Source organism: Polyangium sp. y55x31, from assembly GCF_029946505.1.
Lineage (GTDB): Bacteria > Myxococcota_A > Polyangia > Polyangiales > Polyangiaceae > Polyangium.
This window is the reverse complement of sequence record NZ_JARZHG010000017.1, coordinates 1-18,100: the sequence shown is the minus strand read 5'-3', so window position 1 is coordinate 18,100 and position 18,100 is coordinate 1. Positions and strand designations below refer to the sequence as shown.

Here is an 18,100-nt window from a genome sequence, read left to right as displayed (position 1 = left end):
GTTTTCTGCTTGCCTCGAAGCCTGCTGCCTTCGCCTGGGCCGTGCGGCGCGTGTGCCGCGGAGGCGCGCCCCCGAGGCATGGCGGGTGCAATGTCCCTCCGCATCCTGCCCGCGAGGGGGCTCGCGTGAACCGACCTGCGACGAAAGAACCGAGCGGTGAGACCCGTGGCGTGCCCGAGAGCGGCGTGGTCCCGGCGAGCGAGACGAAGGGGGATCTCCCTGCGGAGCCGACCCGGCCGCGCGAATGGCGCGAGCGCAAGGAGGAGGTCCTCACCCACGGCTCCCCCTCCCACGCGCAGAGCATCGCCCGCGCGGTCGTCCTGAAAGACGAGGGCGTCTTCCTGGTCACGCAAGACGACGGGTCGATCCCATTGCAAGGCGATCATGGGTACGGCCTGTATTATCGCGATTGTCGGTTCCTGAACGGTTACGAGCTCGACATCGAAGGAGCGGCGCCGGAAGTGCTGGCGTCGACCACGCGCTCCCGCTACGAGGGCATCATCGAGCTGACGAACCCCGATCTGTGCACGCTCGGCGGGCACCACCTCCGGCGGAACCTGATCGGCATTCGTCGCGAGCGGCACGTCGACGGCATGTCGTGCACGGTGCACGACGTCCTCCACATTCGCAATTATTCGAACGTAGTGGTCGAGATCGAGCTCGGAATCGCCTTTCGCGCGGAGTTCGAGGACGTCTTCGTGGTCCGCGGCCTCGTGACCGGGACCCAGGGCCAGGTCCGCGCTCCGTCATGGGAGCGGAACGAGCTGTACCTCGCCTACGATGGCCAGGATGGGCTCGTTCGGACCACGACGATCCGCTTCTCGCAACCGCCGGACCACGACGGCGGCGCATCGGTGCGCTTCCGTGTCCGATTGCCCGAGGGGGGCAGCGAGACGCTCGGCCTGGTGATGGGACTCTCGGTTTCCCCCGGCGAAACGCGCTCGACCGCATTGACGGTCGACGTCGACGAGGTGGAGCGGCGCCTGCAACAGGAAACGTCGGCGCTCCGGGCCAGGGCTGCGCGGATCGACACCGACAGCCTGCTCGTCAACCAGGTCCTCGACCGCTCGTTCGCCGACCTGCTCCTGCTCCGAACCTCGCTCGACGACCACTCGTATTACGCGGCAGGTGTTCCCTGGTTCGTGACGCTCTTCGGCCGTGACAGCCTGATTTCGGCGCTCGAAGAGCTGCCCTACAACACGCGCATCTCGGAGGACACGATCGAGCTCCTCGCGAGGTATCAGGGGCGCGACGACAATCCGTGGCGCGACGAGCAGCCGGGGAAAATCCTGCACGAGCTCAGGGTCGGCGAGCTGGCCACGCTCAACCAGATCCCGCACACGCCCTATTACGGGTCGGTGGACGCCACTGCGCTCTTTTTGATCCTCCTCGCGCGCCACGCGAAATGGACCGGCTGCCTGGACGTGTTCCGGCAGCTCCGGCCGAACGTCCTCGCCGCGCTCGACTGGATCTCGACGTACGGCGAGCGGAGCGGCATCGACGGCTACGTCGCATATCAATCCGACACCCGGAGCGGGCTCGTCAACCAGGGCTGGAAGGACTCGGGCGATGCCATCGTCGATGAGCGAGGCTGCATCGTGCAGCCGCCCGTCGCGCTCGTCGAGGTGCAGGCCTACACGTACCTCGCCAAGACCTCGATCGCGGAGATCTTCGAGCGCGCCGGCGAGGCAACGCGCGGAGCGCAGCTCCGGCGCGAGGCGGCCGAGCTGAAGGAGCGTTTCAATCGTGACTTCTGGCTGCCGGACCGAGGCTATTACGCGCTGGCGCTGACGGGGAGTGGACCCGCGCGGGTCCGCTCCTCGAACCCTGGGCACGCGCTCTGGGCGGGGATCGCGGACGAGGACAAGGCTCGAAAAACCGCCGAAATGCTCATGTCCGATGGTATGTTCTCGGGCTGGGGCGTCCGCACGCTGGCCGACGACGAGCGGGGCTACAACCCGATCTCGTATCACCGCGGCACCGTCTGGCCCCATGACAACGCCCTCCTCGCCGCGGGGCTCCGCCGTTACGGTTTCCACACCGAAGCATGCCGCATCTTCGAGGGCATCCTGAGCGCCGCCATGCATTTTTCGCGGTACCGCTTGCCCGAAGTCTGGAGCGGCTTTCCGCGCGCCGATTATGGGGTTCCCGTCCGTTATCCCGTGGCGTGCCACCCGCAGGCCTGGGCCGCGGGGTCGATCCCGTACATGCTCGCGGTCCTGCTCGGCTTCGAGGTCGATGGGTTCGAGCGCCGTGTCCACGTCACCCGCCCCCTCCTGCCCCTGCCGCTGCGCAGCGTCGAGCTGCGTGGCCTCGCCGTGGCGGATGGCTACGCCGACCTCGCGTTCCGCCGAACGGGCACCGGGCACATCGACGTCGAGGTGCTGGGGACCCAGGGGGATGTCGAGGTGATCGTTCAGAACGCCGAGGACCCGGGTGCACACGAGGTCCCTTCGTGACGACGAGCCAAACGCCGCCGCTCTCGGCATCCTCGCATGCTTCGAAGTCACGCGCCCCGTGCGCTGGGTTCGCCACTTCGCTCGGGCGTCGCGCCCGGCACGCGCGCTGCACGGCTCCGCGGCCATGGGAATGCGCAATCACGAAGTCGTCGTGGTGACGGGGGCGTCGGCCGGGGTCGGGCGCGCCATCGTGCGGGAGTTTGCCAAGACGAACGCGCGGATCGGGCTCCTCGCGCGGGGCGTGGACGGGCTCGAGGCGGCGCGTCGGGAGGTCGAAGCGGCGGGCGGGCAGGCGCTCGTGTTGCCCACGGATGTATCCGACGCGGACGCCGTCGAACGCGCGGCGTCGGCGGTCGAGGAGGCCTTCGGGCCCATCGACATCTGGGTGAACAACGCCATGGTGAGCGTGTTTTCGCCGGCGCACCTGATGACGCCTGCCGAATTCAAGCGGGTCACGGAGGTGACCTATCTCGGATACGTCTACGGCACGCTCGCGGCTCTCCGCAGGATGCGGCCGCGGGATCGCGGCGTCATCGTCCAGGTCGGCTCGGCCCTCGCGTACCGGAGCATCCCGCTGCAATCCGCGTATTGCGCTGCAAAGCACGCCGTCATGGGGTTCTCGGAGGCCCTGTTCACGGAGCTCTTGCACGACGGGAGCAACGTGCGGCTCTGCATCGTGCAGCTCCCGGCGGTGAACACGCCCCAGTTCGACTGGGTCCTCTCGCGGCTCCCGAGGCGCCCGCAGCCGGTGCCGCCGATCTTTCAGCCGGAGGTGGCCGCCGAGGCCGTGGTGTTTGCCGCGCACCAGGACAGACGGGAGCTTTATCTGGGGTTTTCGACGGTGAAGGCGATCGCGGCCGAGCGTATTGCGCCGCGCCTCGCGGACAGGTACGTCGCGCACATGGGGTACGATGCGCAGCAGACGGACGAGCCTGCGCACCCGGATCGAAAAAACAACCTGTGGGCGCCCGTTCCGGGGGATCACGGCGCGCATGGCGCGTTCGACGCGCGGGCGCGCCCGTGGAGCGCGCAGTTCTGGCTCTCGAAACACCGCGAGCTCGTCGCGGCGGGGGTCGTGGTCGCCGGCTCCTTGCTCGGCCTCTCCATCGCCCAACGCAAGAGATCCGCGCGGCGCTCCGTGTTTCGAGCGGTCTTTCATTGACCGCGCAGTCGCGGCGGCGCGCCCCTCGAAGCCTCTTCGATCAACGAGGCGATTGCGACTCGCGCCGAATCCCGCGGACGAGCGGCGCGGCGAGGAGAATCGTGAGCAGCACCGAGGCGAAAATCACGACCGCATCGATGCTCTCGCGTCCCTCCTTGGCCCAGTACACATCCTCCAGGTTCAACCACAGCGCGAACTCGTCGAGGGTCAAGGCCGCGCAAGCTCCATAAAGCAGCGACAGGAAGCGCGCGGCGAGCACCGACCGCGCGCTCCCGCCTTCGCCGACGCCCAGCACCCAGCAGAGGCCGATCGCCAAGAGGCCAGGATTCCCCATACGAGATGGTGGATGTGCCTGCCGCCGATGTACACGTTGCCGAACGGGCCGACGTGGTGATTGATCGCCCAGGCCAGCGCGCGCGTGACCACGAACGTCGCCGCAAAGCTCACCGTGGCGAGCAGCAGCCGCCGCCGGCTCGGCTCGGCGATGTATCGGTGCAGCCACATGCCGAGCGACGTCGCATGGAGCACGAGCATCGCGACGCCGATGCCGATGCCGACGAGAAGTCCGAGCAACCAGGTGAAATGCTGGAGCAGATGCACCTGACCACGCCTCCCTATCCGATCCTCCCGTACCCCTCGCCATTTTCGTCCACGCCGGTCCCGAGCCCCGCATTCGGGTCCGTCGACCCCACGACCCGGTCCGCGCCCTGGAGGTTCGTCTGGTGCCACGGGATGTGGAGCGGCGCTGGGTGCTCCTTCTTCGTCACCGCCGCTTCCAGCCCATCCTCCGGCTCGGGGAGCGTCGACTTTTCGAAAGCCATCCCCACGGCGAGCAGCATCATCACGCCGGCGGCGACGGCAATCACGCCGTACGCCCAATCCAGGAGGGGAAATTGCAGCACGATCTGCGCGAGCGCGCCGATCACCGCGACAAACCAGAACCCGACACCGACATCGTGCACGCGCCGTCGCTCCAGAGCGCCCGGGATCGGCCGGCGGAAAGGCTGCCGCGCGATCAGCATGGGCTTTCCCTCGCGCGGCCCGAGGATCCACATCGAAGGGACGACCTCCGGCGGGACGACCTCCCGCGGAGCCGCCGCACGATACCCGCCGCCGCCCTTCTTCTCCGGCTCCGGCGCAGGCTCCGGCGCGGGCTCCGGCTCGAAGCGCGAGAGCGTGCCCTCGATGAACACCTCGTCCCCCGCGCGCAGCCGGGCCTCGAAGCTGCGGAACAGCTCCGTGTGCTCCACGCAAACATCCATCTTGCCGCGGAATTTCACGTTCGCGGGCGGCTCGACCCGAACACGCTCGCCGTCCGCGCAACGCACGAAAAAAGGACGCGCCTCGACCTTTTCGTTCAACGTCTCCCAGTTCGTATAGTGAACCGTTTTGATGTCCCGCACGTTTTGCGGCATCGAGTAGAACACCTTCTTCGGCGTCCCCGTCTGGGCGATCGTCACCTCGAGCGGGACCGGCGCGTCGGGCGCGAGCTCGACCTTACCGCCGATGCATGCGGGGCCTCGCCGGAGCGCGCCGCGGCCCGCGATGACCTCGTCCACGCGCCGAACGGGCCTCCGCGCGAGGAGCCACGCGACGACGAGCACGAGCGAAAGCACGAGCCAGAGCGCCCCGACGCACAGCGCCGACAAGGGGAGAGCGAGAAGGCGATCCACGACGCCGAGCCTACACGAGCGGGCGCCGCGTGGGGGAAGCGTCATTCGACGATCCACGACGCGGAAAGGCCGCCGATCGACACCTCGAACCGTCCCGGCTCCACGACCCCCTCCCCCCGGGGGTCATGAAGCGAAAGCACCTCGAACGGGATCCGGAAGTGGACGACCCGGCTTTCCCCCGGGGAAAGATGCACCCGCTGAAATCCGCCGAGCTGCCGCACCGGCTGGGTCACGCTGGAGACGACGTCGCGCACGAACATGAGCACCACCTCGTCGGCCTCGCGGGTGCCGGCGTTGCGGACGACGACGGAGGCCCAGGCCGCCTCCCCTCGCCGGATTCGCTCGGGGACCCGGAGGTTCGAATAGGCGAACCGGGTGTAGCTCAATCCATGGCCAAAGGCGTAAAGCGGCGTCGCGCTCTCGTCGACGTACGACCCCTCCGCCGACGGCGGGTGATTGTAATGGACGGGCAATTGCCCCACGGAGCGCGGAATGGAGATCGGCAGCCGGCCGCTCGGGCTCACGTCGCCGAAGAGCACCTCCGCGACGGCCCGGCCCCCGACGAGGCCCGGCTCGAAGGCTTCGAGCACGGCGGGGACGTTCCTGGCGATCCACGGAATCGCGAGGGGTCGGCCGTTCACGAGCACCACGACCGTCGGCGTGCCCGTCTCGACGACCGCACGGACGAGCTCCATTTGCCGGCCAACGAGCGTCAGATCGGCGCGATCGGCGCCCTCGCCGCCGGTTCGCTCGCGCCGGTGCCGGTCGAGGACGCCGGCCTCGTCGTAACGTGTCTCGTTCTCGCCGAGCACCACGATGGCCACGTCGGCGTCGCGGGCTTGTTCGGTTGCGAGCGCGAGGGCCTCGCTCGTCTCCTCGAACACCCGGCCGGAATCCACGAATCGAACCTCGGTCGCCGGAGACACCGCCGCGCGAATGCCCTCCAGCACCGTGATCACGTTCTCTGCGGGCTGCGGCGCGGTCCAGTCCCCGAGCAAGGCCGTATTGTCCGCATTGGGCCCGGTGACGAGGACCTTCTTCAGGTTCTTGCGCAAGGGCAAGAGGTCTCCCTCGTTCCGCAAGAGCACGAGGGATTTCCTCGCCGCTTCGAGGGCCACCGTGAGGTGCTCCGGCGCCGCGAGCACCGAGGAGACACGCGACGTATCCACGTACCGCTGCTCGAACAGGCCGAGCGCGTGCTTCACCCGCAGGATGCGCCACGCGGCCTCGTCGATACGAGCGGCGGGGACCACGCCCTCCTGCACGAGCTCGAGCAGCGGCTTCGTAAATCCCTCGCCGTGCATGTGCATGTCCACGCCGGCGAGCACCGCCTGCCGGATCGCGTCCTTCTGCGTCTCCGCCACGTGGTGCGTCGTGTGGAGCATCTCGATGCCCTCCCAGTCGCTCACGACGAACCCACGAAAGCCCCATTCACCCCGGAGGATGCCCGTGAGCAGCTCGCCCGAGACGTGGCTCGGCACCCCGTTGACCTCGTTGTACGCCGCCATCACCGACAGCGCCCCCGCCTCCACGCCGGCCTGGAACGGCGGGAGAAACGCCCCGCGCAAGGTCCGCTCCGAGACGTCCACGGGCCCCATGTTCCGGCCGCCGAGGGGCAAGCCCGGGCCGAGGAAATGCTTGAGGCAAGCGAGAGCGCGGAGATGCGAGCGGTCCGGGCCCTGCAAGCCGCGGACGGTGGCGCGGCCCATCGACGCGACGACGAATGGCTCCTCGCCGAACGTCTCCGCCGTCCGGCCCCACCTCGGATCACGCGCCACGTCGAGGACCGGATAAAACGCCCAATGCATGCCCGTGGCCCGCATCTCGCGCGCCGTGACCTCCGCGCTGCGCTCCACGAGATCGTCGTCGAACGAGGCGGCCATGCCGATCGGCGTGGGGAAGATCGTCGCGCCGCGCACGGGGGCGAGGCCGTGCACCGCGTCGATCCCGAAGATCAACGGAATGCCGAGCCGAGCGCGCGAGGCCTTCTCCTGGAGCGCGTTCGCCTCCGCGGCATCCGTCACGAACAGGAAAGAGCCGACGAGCCCCCGCGCGAGGAGATCGTCGAGTTTTTCTGCGAGATCGGGCGAATCGATGCTTCGGGCGTAGATCGGCGCGATGTACTGGTTCATCTGGCCGACTTTTTCTTCGAGCGTCATGCGATCGAGCAGCGCCCGCACCTCCCGATCTCCGAGGGAGCCCGACGGAGGCACCGTGGTCTCCGATCGGCCCCTGCATCCGAGCAGCGAAGCGAGGAGCGCGAGCCCGATTCCCCCGAACTTCCGGTGCCGCATCTCTCCCCCCTTTGCCCGTTCTGCCGAGCCGCGCCCCTGAGCCTCCACGCTTGGTCATGGCTCGCGATCCGCCTCTCGTAAATGCCTCGCGCCGCCTTCACGCGCGCCAGAACCGCATTGACGAAACTCCCCAGATCGTCGACCTTCCCTCTTCGCTCATGGCGAATTCCCACGGTCCGACGCGCGCGGCGCGCGCCCTGCCCTCCTTCGCACTGATCACGCTTTTTGCGTGCAGCGGCCCGCCGCTCCCCCCGCCCCCAACCCCCGCGGCGTCGCCCGCGCCCACGGAGGCGGCCAAGAGCCCCGCGGAGCCGCCGAAGCTGAGCCTCCTCCAGATGGACGAACCTCCCGTCCAGACGCTCGCCGCGGGCCCGGTGGCCACGTTCGCGGGCCGCTTCGAGCCGGTGCCGCTGCCGCCGCAGATGCCCACGATCGTCAGCGTGGACGCGCGGAGCGAGCGCGACGTGTGGATGGTCGCGGCCGACGGCCACGTGCTGCGCTGGGACGGCGCGCGTGTCGTCGATCGCGGCACGCCCCAGTGCTTCACCGATAGCTGCTGCGGCACGCTCGTCGATTGCGCGAAACAGCCCGCCATGTGCGCCAAGAAGGCGGTCGAGGACTGTCAACCCTTCGGCCCGAGCTGCGCCCTTCCGGTGTCGTGGAGCTCGATCCGGATCGACGGCGACGACGTGATCGTCCGTGCCCTCGTGGAGACGGGCGGCATGCGCGCGAGCGTGGTCGAATCGCGGCTCGGCAAGAAGGGCCGCTGGGCGTGCGAGCAAGGCGCGGAGGACTACGTCTACCCCGGTTCGGCCGGGCGTGGCGATGGCGCGCATGCCGTCGAGCTCTCGGTCGACGGCGCCTCGCTCCACCTGGAGGGCTCCGCCGTGCTCGTCAATGCTTATGGCGGCAATCTGCTCCTCCTCGACGGCCGGCGCGTGCCCCTGCCGAACGACCTGGCATACGGGCCCGACGCGCAAATCGCGGCGCGCGCGCCCGACGATCTCTGGCTCTGGGTGTCCGGCGAGAGCGCGTGGCGCGGCAATGGCCTCTCCTGGACGCCGCTCTCGCTCGGGCTCGAAGCGGTGAACGACATCTGGTTCGACGCGAAAGAAGCCGCGTGGATCCTCGGCGCCGAGGTCGAGGGAAAAGAGCAGCTCGTCCGCTGGGACGTCGGCAAGGGCGGCGGGCAGCGATTCGAAACGCCCGGCGCGACGTACAGGAAGGGCGACGGGAAGGATTTTTGGCTGCTCGGCGAGAAGGCGCTTTATCGCTGGGACGGCGCCACGCTCCGCCGCGCCGCGCCTCCGCTTTTGATTGCGCACGCATGGCGGAGCCCCTCGGGCGAGCTCTGGCTCGTGGGCAGCGATCCGGCGGCCAAGACGACCCAAGGCGACGAGGAAATCCGCATGGGCGCCGTGTTCCGCGTGCCGGGAGGGAAGCCGTGAGGCGCGCGCTCGTCCCCCTTCTCCTCGCCAGCGCGTGCAGCGCCGCGCCGCCGCCGCCGCCCCCCGCGCACGTCCCGGCGCCCTCGGCTTCGGCCAAGGCTCCCGCGGCCGCCCCCGCGCCTGCGCCTCGGTTGCCGCACGTCGAGCTCTCCGGCTTGGACGCGAAGACGGTGCTCACGGCATACGGCCCCGACGGCGACGAACTTTACGAGGTGCCGATCGGGTGGGCGCTCGCGGTGGTTGGCGCGCCCGACGGTGGTGCCTACGCCGTCGTGATGGAGCGCGAGCCGAAGAACCCCTACACGCCGTACGTCCTCCGCATCGATGGAAGCGGCCGCGAGACCTTTCGGACGTCGCTCCAAAAAGGAGGTTTTACCTGGCGCCTCTTCCGCAGCGCCCCCGCGGGGACGGCCCCCAAACCCGAAGGCGATCGCCTCTTCGTGTTCGAGTTCTCCGGCCCGAACCCCCAGGGCAAGAGGCGCATGCACGTGCTCGACGCCGCGAGCGGCAAACCTTTGCGCGAGGTCTTTCTCGCCTTCTCCGACATCGACGCCCGCGGCGGCGTGATGGCCGTCTCCGATGGGAGCAAAGTCTCCCGCATCGGACCGGACGGCGAGCCCGTGTGGAGCGTGCACGTCAGCCGCTTCCCTTCGCTCGATCCGAGCCTGCCCGAGGGCCCGCGGAAGGTCGCCGTCGGAACCGACGGCACGGTGCTCACGGGCACCTCCGACGGCTCGCTCGTCGCGCTCGATGCCGAGGGCAAACCGCTCTATCAGCTCGGCGTGCGTGGCTCCGTCTCCCGCATCGACGCGCGCGCCGGCGGAGCCTTCCTCGTGGATACGGATGACGGGCCGGTGCTCGTGGATCACGGCACCGTTCGGGAGACCGCGGAATCTCGCCCGGTGGAGGGCGTGCGCGTCGTCGACAAGCGGAAAGGCAAGTGGACCGAGGAAAGCCCCACCACCCCGGCCGTGCCCTGGAAGCCCACGATCGCCCATCGCGTCCAGCGGGAAGGTCTCTCCCCGGAAAAACCTTTTCAGCACGTACAATCCGTGGTCGCGGCGGCGCCGAACGACGTCTGGGTGCTCGGCAAGCGCGAGCAGGCCCCGGGCGAGGACGCCGATCGGCTCTTCCATTACGACGGCCGGACCTGGTCCGACCTCGGCGTGCCGTCGATGAGTTTTCCCAAGGAGGTGTTTGCCGAAGGCGTGCCGGCGCGCGTGAGCAGGTTCGTCCCCTTGAACCTCTCGCGCAGCCCGTCGGGCGCGCTGCTCGTGCTCGGCGTACGTGTCGGGGGCGCCGTGCGCCCGTGCGTGCTCGAACGCGCGGGTTCGGCCTATCGCGAGCGGCGGGAGCTACGCGCCGCCTTCTCGAAGGTCGAGATCGAATACGGAACGAAGCTGTCCCACACGGCGAGCGCCGGTGGTCGCGAAGTCCTGTGCAGCAGCGATCCTGCCGTCTGCGTCGAATTCGGCCGCGGGGTCACGCCGAAGATCCTCCCGGACGGCGAGGGGCCCGAGATCCCCGATCTCCTCGGCGACCACGAGAGCCCGGTCCCGCTCAAGTCCACCTGGGCGAGCGGCCGTGACGATGTTTGGGCCACGGGCATCACCGGCGGCGTCGCGCGTTTCGACGGCCAGCGCTGGTGGCGCATCCTGGGGATCGAGCCAGTCAGCGGCCTCTCCGTCACTGGGAGCGGCCGCGGCGACGTGTGGATCTATGGCGACGCCGGCCTCTGGCACGTCACGCCCGAGCCTCGGGCCGAGGCCGATCTCGAAGGCACGACCTCGCCTCCGCCGCCGCCGGCCGCGCCGAGCGCCGCGCTCTCCATCGTCGGCGCCGATGCGTCTTACCGCCTGGAACGCGTGGTGCTCGACGTCGACGGCCAGAAGCCGCTCCGCGCCGCCCTCCACGTCGCCGAGGGCCCGGGCGGCGTCGTCTGGCTGCACGACGGCGCCCGCGTCGTCGAATACGACGGCGCCCACGCGCGGCTGCTCTACCAATTGCCCAAGCCGGAGCCGTTTTTCTGCTGGTATGCTCCCGAGCCGGATTGCAACCTCTGCGCGCAATGCACCGAGCGAAAACCGAAATCGCTCTCCTGCCAGCGGTGCGCCGCGCCGACGGCCGCGGGCGAGGGCGCGCTGCTCGCGCCGGAGGGATGGCTGCCGGTCCGCGGCGGACGCGCGACGCCCGAGCCCGCGCCGCTCTCCGATCTGCTCTCCGTCACGGTCGCGCCCTCGGGCGCGATCTGGGCCGTCTCCGCGGCCGGCGACGACACCCCGCACGCCGTGATCCACGGCCCGCGCGGCGTCCGCCTCGTCACGGGCCTCCCGCCCGCGGCCTATGCCGACCTGGCCGTCCGCGCCGACGACGACGCCTGGTTCGCCGGCGGCCTCACGGGCGCCTCCACGTCCGACGGCCGCGTCTTGCCCGAAGGCGAAGGCACGCTCGTTCGATTCGACGGCCGCACCTTCACGCGCCACCGCGCGCCCGACGGCGCGCTGCTCTCCGTGGCGGCGGCGGGTCCCGGCGAGGCTTGGGCGGTGGGCCTCGCCGGCGCGGTGCTCCATGCAAAAGGCACCACGGTCGAGGCGTTTCACCTCGAACGCGACGGCGGCAAGCGGCTCCCGGTGATTCTCCGCAGCGTGGCGGCGACGGGGCCGAACGACGTGTGGATCGTGGGAGACGGCTCGACGCTCCTGCGCTGGGATGGCAAGGCGCTGCGCCGCGTGGACGCGAGCCAGGCCGGAAACGAGGCGGCGTTCTCGGCGGTGATCGCGCCGGGGGCGAAGCCTGGATGGGTGGTGGGTCCGGGCGGGATCTTTCGGATCGTGCCGGTGCGGTAGGCGTTGGTCCTGGATCAGCCTTCCTGCACCGGCTCCTCGGCCTTCTTCTTCGCATAACGCTTATGCAGGGTCGACAGCTCGAACGCCGTCGCGAGGGCCGGCTCGCCGAGCTCCCGCGCCGCCGCGTCTGCGGCTTCCCTCGCCGTGCGCGTGAGGCTCACGATGATCCCGTCGATGAGGTCCAGCGTCTCGGTCTCCACGGGCGTCCCCGAAGGCCGGACGGTCCCGGCGGCGACGGTCTCCGAGCTCGAGGCGTGCGCCGAGCATGGCGCCGGTCGGCTGAAGGGCACCCACTACGCCATCGTCTTCGACGTCGACGTGGCGGAGAGCGGAGAGGTCCGCGAGGCCAAGATGCGGGAGTCGGAGCTCGACGATCGGGAGATCGAGGCCTGTATGGAGCACGCGCTCAGCGGCATGTCGTTGCCCGGCGTCGTCACGCCGCTGCGATCGTCGGCGTCCGAGAGCATGATGGTGTCACCGCACGCGCGCGGCCTGATGGGGAACGTCGTGGTCCTGGGGGGCGCCGTGAGCCTCGTGCCGGTGCTGATCGTTGCTGCGGGGGATACGATCGTCGTGGTGGTCACCGTGCATGCGGTGCAGGAGACGGCCGAGGCGATCCACAGGCGGCCGAGGAGCGTGGAGAAGAAGTGTAGAGCGCTCTTGGATGAGTGTCTGGAAGATCGAAGACAGCCGGATTGGAACAAGGATTTCGGCGAATTCAAGCAGTGCGGCGAATGTTTTGGCTACTGCATCAACCACGAGGGCGAGTGGCTTCGCAGAAATTGTCCGCGTCCTGGCGATCCCCCTCCGAACCGAGTCCGCATGAAGGAGTAAAACATCATGCAAGATCCCGGTGAGCCCTCGCAGACTTGTTCTGTTTGCAAAAAGCATCCTGCCATGCAGAGGTACACCCGCGGCAAGATGGATGAAATGCTCTGTGCGAGCTGCCTCGACCGTATGGCCGTACAGGACGCGATCGAAGACAAATTCATCTACATGTACGAGCTGGCGACGAGCGAACGATCGGATCAGGCTCTCGATTGCCTGAATGCCATCTGGGAAGCGAATCGCCATCGGGATCACACGGGGTGGCTGGCTCGGAGCGTCGCGTCGACGCGCGCGTTCATCCTCCACCAAGCTGGTAGATACACGGAGGCGCTGCAAGCGTCGGAAGCGGTGGCACAGCTTGGATTCGAGAACGTCACAGCTCGATGGGCATACGGCGATGCAAGAGCGCGGAACCTGCGGGCGCTCGGAAGGCATCGAGAAGCCTTGGAGACCTTCGAAGAGGCATTCAGCCATCAAGATTCGATGTACGTATCGTCCGCGCCATATTATTTTGATACACTGGTCGAGCTTTCAAAAAACCTCGGACAGCCGGTCCATGAAAAGTGGCGGAGCGTCGCGGAGGCGGTGGCAGAGGAATTTGCCGTCGAGATGCCAGTCCGGAACTCGCTCGGAGAAAGCATGCGCGCGCTCGCAGAGATGACCCGAGACATGCCATCGAAGGCGCAGAGGGAGTGGCAAGCCACCCACGGCGGCGGCACCGGCGAAGACGCGCCGTGAGGACGGTATCCCTCGCCCGCGCCGTCCTTCGTTACTGCGACTTCGTCTCCACGAGCTCCCGCACCACGACCGTTTTCCCGTCCTGCGTCACCGCCGACTCGAACCAGCCGCGCGGCGCCTCGAACGACGCCACGTCGTGCATCTCCTCCCCGTCGAACCATTGAATCCCGTTGCGAATCACGATCGCCCGATGGTCCGGCAGGATGTGCACATGGGGTTCGTCGGTCTCCCAGGAGGGCACGAGACGAAAGGACACGACCTTGCCCGTGCGTGGATCCACGCGCCGCTGCAGCAACGCCGTCTCGGCGCGTATCCCTCGCGCGGCCGCGAGGATGGTCAGGTTCGTCTCGGAAAGCCCCTCCTCGAGGTCCCGCACGTCGTCCGGTTCGAGCTCTTGCAGGGCTTGCAGGTCGACGAACGATAGCACGTCGAAGAGCCCATCTCGGGTCGGGACGAACCGCGCGCGGAACACCGTTTCGTACTGGAGATCCTCGTTTTGCCGATACAAGCGCGGTAGCGGAAATCCTTCGCTCTTCGCCTCGGTCCCTCGCGTCCAGGGCCGCGCATCGTAGAGCCGCACCTCGTACGGCGCGGCCCAGACGCAACCGAAGGCGAGCAGGCGCTCGCCGTCCGCGGACAGCTCGTAGTTGGTGTGGCAAAAGTCCCAGCTCTCCGTGGCCTCGTACGATTGCAACGTGCGCCCGCTCGCTGCGTCGAGGAGCCGCACGTCCATGTAGCTCGTCGCCGACAAAAACAGGACCTCCGCGCCGTCGAGCCACGAAAACGAGGCCCGCGCCGAGAGATGACGCTCGTGAACCGCAAGCACCTCGCCCCGCGTCGCGTCCATCAGCACGACCCGACAGCCTTTCACCCCGGGCGCGGGCATCAGCTCGAAGCATAAAAAACGCCCGGAAGGCGAGAGCACGAGGTGCGTGGGCCACGGCGCGGGCCGCTCCGGAAAGACGAACCGCGACGCCTCCACGAAGCGCTCCCCCTCGCGGACGAACCGACGAAAGCCGCGCGCCTCGTCGTACGTCACGAGGGTATTCGAGGCGAACGCGTGGTTGCCCGTGTCTTCGAGGACGAGGAGCGGCTCGGCGCCGTCGCCTCGTTCGAGGTCGAGGACGTGGAGATCGGGGCCGTGGACGTTCGCCACGAAGCGGTCGTCCACGAGCGAAAGGGCGCGATAAATGGGCGGGCCCGCGGGGCTCTTGGGGCACGTCAGGCGAAGGAACCGCACGTGCATCGCCGTCACCGGACACGCTCGAAATCACGCACTTCGACCCCGCGCTCGTAGAACCGACGCACGACGGGCTTGCCCGCGTGGTAGTCGGTCCACGTCCCATGGTACAGCCCGGCCTGGAATTCGCCTTCCTCGGCGATCTTGCCGTCCTCGTCCCAGCGCCGATAAGGGCCGACCTTCTGGCCATGCGCGTACGTGCCCTCCTCGGACTTCTGTCCATTCGGGTGAAACCGCACGTACAGCCCGTGCTCCCGGCCTTTCACGAAATGCCGTTCGAACGTCAATTTCCCGTTCCGATCGTACTCGCGCCAAGGGCCGTCGAGGAGATCGCGCGAGAAGCCGATCTCGTAGTCCTTCGATCCGTCGTCTCGGAAAGACACGCTCAGCCCCTCGCGGAGCCCTCCCACGATCGGCTGCTCGTGCCGTAGCTTGCCGTTCTCCTGGAATGCGCGCAATGTCCCCGTGCCTCGCTGGAAATCGCCCTCCTCCATGCGCTTGCCCGAGGGATACAGCGCAATCCAGGGTCCATCGCGCAGGCCATCATGGTACGTGCCTTTCTCGTGGGGCTTGCCGTCCGGGTGAAAGGATTCGTACGGGCCGTCGAGCTCGCCCTCGCGGAACGAAAAGACGGCGGCGCGCGCGCCGTTCGGATGGAAACGCGTGAAGGTGCCGGTGGGCCTATCCTGCTGATATTGGCCGCTCATGGCGCGGCTGCCGCTCGGGTGAAACGTCTCGACGGCGCCTTCGCGAAGGCCGGCTGCGTAGTGCGTCACGCTCACCTTCTTCCCCGTCTCCTCGTCGTGAGCGACGACCGGCCCGTGCCGCAGGCCCGCGGCCCAGGTCTCTTCGCGGAGCAGCTTCGATCCATCGGGCGTGTACGTCGTCGATCGCCCGGAGCGCAAGCCCCGTTCGTAGGGCACGACGAATTCACGCCGCCCGAGCACATCGAAATGCGTCCACGTCCCCGTCGGCGCGCCGGCGGCGAACGCGCCCTCGGCGAGGCGCTCGCCGCTGTCGTGAAAAATCGAAACAGCCCCCTCGAGCACGCCGTCCCGATATTCGAGGCGCATCCACGGGGGGCCCTGATCGTGGTGGTACGTCCACGTGCCGTGCCTCTTGCCATGACGCAACGCGCCCTCGGCGAAGACGTGGCCGCTCGGGTAACGGCTCTGAACCAGGGCCCCGGCTTTGGGGAGCGGCGGGAGGTCACGCACGCACAGGGCCCGGAAACGCGCGTGATCCTCGCCCTCGTTCGCGAGTTCGGGCGGCCCGACCGTCCGTTCGGACCAGTACTGCGCCGAGCAGAGGTTTCGCACCTGGAATGCGCGGCCCTTGTCGCTGGGATCGAGCGTCGACGTCCACAGCCCCTGCTCGCCCTGCGAATCGTCCTGCCAGAGCTCCTCGCAAAGGCTCGCCTCGGACAAAGTCATGAGCTCGCGCACGGTGGGGAGCCGAAAATCGTCGTGGCCGGCCTCGACCTTCGCCGCGCAGAACGCCTGCGCCTCGGCCCAGCGCATGGGTTCGGCGATTGCGCCTGAAAACCCGAGCCGCTGGAGCGTGTCCTCGACGAGCCCGCCGGCCTTTCGATAACGCGCGGTGGGCAGCGCGGCGCGCAGCGAGGGGCCCTCGGCGGAGCGCACGCAGCGGACGTTGTACTGGCCGTACGGGCTCGGATCGTCGTAATGGGTCGAATGAAGGTTTCCGTCGGAGGAGTCGAGGACCCAGGGGGAGCCGGCGTCGTCGGTGCTGGACCACAAGAGGCCGTCGGCTGGGCCGCGAAAGACGGAAGGGTCGAGCGCGGGGCTCCCGCGGCCGTGGTCGACGATGGAGAGGAGCTCGAAGTAGCGAGGCAAGCGCCAATCGTCGTGACCGCCGAGCACGAGGCTCTCGCAATGGCGCGTGGCGGAGACGATCTGGAGCTCTCGTTTCGCGACGTCCCGCTGCCACGCGAGGCCGGTCGCCGTGTCGATCGCGACATCGCCCTCGACGCGCAGCGAGGGTTTTCCGGCGAGGGGCGAGAGCTGCACGTCGGTGACGAGCGGCCCGCGCAGGCGCACGACGGCGGGGATCTCGTCGACGTCCGCGATGGCGAGCAGATCCTCGCCGAGGACGCTGTAATCGTGGAGAAGATGCTGGTCCCAGCGCGGCGCGAGGCGCGCGGCATTCCGCTCCACCTCATGGCGCCCGCCCACGAAAAAGACGAGGCGTTGCCCGACGGCGAGGCGCGACGGGGCGGGGGCGCCGCGATATCCGAGCGGTATGCGCTCGCAGCCTTTGCTCGCGTCCGCGGCGCGCGGAAAAGCCACGAGCAAGGGGCCCCCCCGCGGCGCACGGCCGCCGAGGACCATTTCGGTGCGCATTTCGAGGACGAGGTCGACCTCGCAGGGGCGCGCGAAGGCGTGAATCTCGGAGATCGTGCCCACGGCAATGGTCTGGCTCGCCCGGACGGCGTCGGCGAGCGAAGCGGACGGGCCTTCGGCGGGCGGGAGGTCAAATGTCGGTCGCGGGAGGAGCGAAGCTGGCGAGGTGGCGCCGGGGGCGGATGGCGTGGAGGCTGGGGCGGAGGGGTGCTGCGGGGCGGAAGGCGAGGCGGGGGCGCCGCCGCAGGCTGCGAGGAGGGCGAGGAGGAGGAGAAGGGAGCGTTTCATGGGATGAAGAGCGCCTCGGCTTACGAGTGGTCGCTCGTCCTTGGGCCGGAGGCCGTTTCGATGGCGGCGCGAATTTCGACGTCGAGGGCTTCGATGTCCTCGCCTCGGTCGGCGAGGAACTGGCGGAGAGGGGAAAATTCGGGATCCTGGAGGAGCGACGCGAGGGGCGGCACGGTGAAGATTTCGCTGCGGGTGGTGGCCACCTGGCGATGGAAGGGCAAGGCCTGGAGTGAGCCCTGCAGGTCAACGCCGGTCGCGAGGTCGTACGCAAACCCCGCGAGCCAGTGCTTGGCAGCCTCCGTTCCTCGGCCGGTTTTCTGGAGATAGATGGAAAGATTATGGTGCGAGCCCGAGCGATCTTGTGGATCGGAGTGTGTATTTCGCACGTCGAGCGCCATCCATGCTTGTTGGATGGCCTGTGCTGAGTCGCCGAGCTCATGCCAAACATCGGCCAGCGCGGAGCGCGCTCCGGCTTCACGGATGGCGTCTCTCGCATTCCGGAAGATATCGAGGCACCCCTCCATGAGCCGCTTGGCCTCCTCGCGCAGACGTTGGGCCTCGGCTGCGTTTCCGCTCGCAGACGCCTCGTTGGCAAGGTGAAGAAGCGGCCAGCACCGATTGAACTGGGTGCATGCTAGAACTCATCTCATAAACCGTCGAGTAGGTCCATCGGCTCCAACATCCCACTTTGTAGGATCAATCGAACGAGGCTCGGTCCAGTCGTCGGTACATTTTTGATTGCTGACGACATATGCAGGTGT

At 68.5% G+C, this 18,100-nt stretch carries 13 protein-coding genes; 6 read left to right on the top strand and 7 right to left on the bottom strand.

Annotation, left to right across the window (positions count from 1 at the left end):
- Window positions 1-125 precede the first annotated feature (125 nt).
- Both QHF84_RS26905 and QHF84_RS26900 read left to right on the top strand, forming a co-directional pair.
- On the top strand, window positions 126-2,459 hold the full coding sequence (locus tag QHF84_RS26905) for a glycogen debranching N-terminal domain-containing protein (protein ID WP_281316292.1): 2,334 nt from the start codon (window positions 126-128) through the stop codon (window positions 2,457-2,459).
- A 124-nt stretch (window positions 2,460-2,583) separates the two neighbouring features.
- A complete protein-coding gene (locus QHF84_RS26900; RefSeq protein ID WP_281316291.1) occupies window positions 2,584-3,621 on the top strand; it encodes an SDR family oxidoreductase in 1,038 nt (345 codons plus the stop codon).
- Between the two features lie 40 nt (window positions 3,622-3,661).
- On the opposite strand, the gene QHF84_RS26895 is transcribed toward QHF84_RS26900, so the two are convergent.
- From QHF84_RS26895 to QHF84_RS26885, 3 genes are all read right to left on the bottom strand, one after another.
- Window positions 3,662-3,955: a hypothetical protein gene (locus QHF84_RS26895; RefSeq protein WP_281316290.1), complete on the bottom strand. Its 294-nt coding sequence runs from the start codon at window positions 3,953-3,955 to the stop codon at window positions 3,662-3,664.
- Between the two features lie 280 nt (window positions 3,956-4,235).
- The gene (locus QHF84_RS26890) at window positions 4,236-5,294 is read right to left on the bottom strand and encodes a hypothetical protein (protein ID WP_281316289.1); all 1,059 of its coding nucleotides are present in this window, start codon (window positions 5,292-5,294) and stop codon (window positions 4,236-4,238) included.
- A gap of 41 nt (window positions 5,295-5,335) precedes the next feature.
- Window positions 5,336-7,588, bottom strand: a complete 2,253-nt coding sequence (locus QHF84_RS26885) for a glycoside hydrolase family 3 N-terminal domain-containing protein (protein ID WP_281316288.1) — start codon at window positions 7,586-7,588, stop codon at window positions 5,336-5,338.
- 158 nt (window positions 7,589-7,746) lie between these two features.
- On the opposite strand from QHF84_RS26885, the gene QHF84_RS26880 reads away from it, so the two are divergent.
- Window positions 7,747-9,036, top strand: a complete 1,290-nt coding sequence (locus tag QHF84_RS26880) for a hypothetical protein (RefSeq protein ID WP_281316287.1) — start codon at window positions 7,747-7,749, stop codon at window positions 9,034-9,036.
- Window positions 9,033-11,882, top strand: a complete 2,850-nt coding sequence (locus tag QHF84_RS26875) for a PQQ-binding-like beta-propeller repeat protein (RefSeq protein WP_281316286.1) — start codon at window positions 9,033-9,035, stop codon at window positions 11,880-11,882. Before QHF84_RS26880 ends, QHF84_RS26875 begins: the two co-directional genes overlap by 4 nt.
- Window positions 11,883-11,896: 14 nt before the next feature.
- Here QHF84_RS26875 and QHF84_RS26870 read toward each other — a convergent pair whose 3' ends face one another.
- Complete coding sequence (locus QHF84_RS26870) at window positions 11,897-12,082, bottom strand: hypothetical protein (RefSeq protein WP_281316285.1); 186 nt, start codon at window positions 12,080-12,082, stop codon at window positions 11,897-11,899.
- Between QHF84_RS26870 and QHF84_RS26865 the strand changes: the two genes are divergently transcribed.
- Together QHF84_RS26865 and QHF84_RS26860 are read left to right on the top strand one after the other, a co-directional pair.
- A complete protein-coding gene (locus QHF84_RS26865; protein ID WP_281316284.1) occupies window positions 12,057-12,716 on the top strand; it encodes a hypothetical protein in 660 nt (219 codons plus the stop codon). The two genes, QHF84_RS26870 and QHF84_RS26865, sit on opposite strands and share 26 nt — an antisense overlap.
- 63 nt (window positions 12,717-12,779) lie before the next feature.
- Complete coding sequence (locus QHF84_RS26860) at window positions 12,780-13,448, top strand: hypothetical protein (protein ID WP_281316283.1); 669 nt, start codon at window positions 12,780-12,782, stop codon at window positions 13,446-13,448.
- 31 nt (window positions 13,449-13,479) lie between these two features.
- On the opposite strand, the gene QHF84_RS26855 is transcribed toward QHF84_RS26860, so the two are convergent.
- The 3 genes from QHF84_RS26855 to QHF84_RS26845 form a co-directional block, all read right to left on the bottom strand.
- Complete coding sequence (locus QHF84_RS26855; protein ID WP_281316282.1) at window positions 13,480-14,703, bottom strand: hypothetical protein; 1,224 nt, start codon at window positions 14,701-14,703, stop codon at window positions 13,480-13,482.
- Entirely contained in the window at window positions 14,700-17,114 is a 2,415-nt protein-coding gene (locus tag QHF84_RS26850) for a DUF1566 domain-containing protein (protein WP_281316281.1), read from the bottom strand. The genes QHF84_RS26855 and QHF84_RS26850 overlap by 4 nt, the downstream gene beginning before the upstream one ends.
- A gap of 245 nt (window positions 17,115-17,359) precedes the next feature.
- A complete protein-coding gene (locus QHF84_RS26845) occupies window positions 17,360-17,863 on the bottom strand; it encodes a hypothetical protein (protein WP_281316280.1) in 504 nt (167 codons plus the stop codon).
- Window positions 17,864-18,100: the final 237 nt, after the last annotated feature.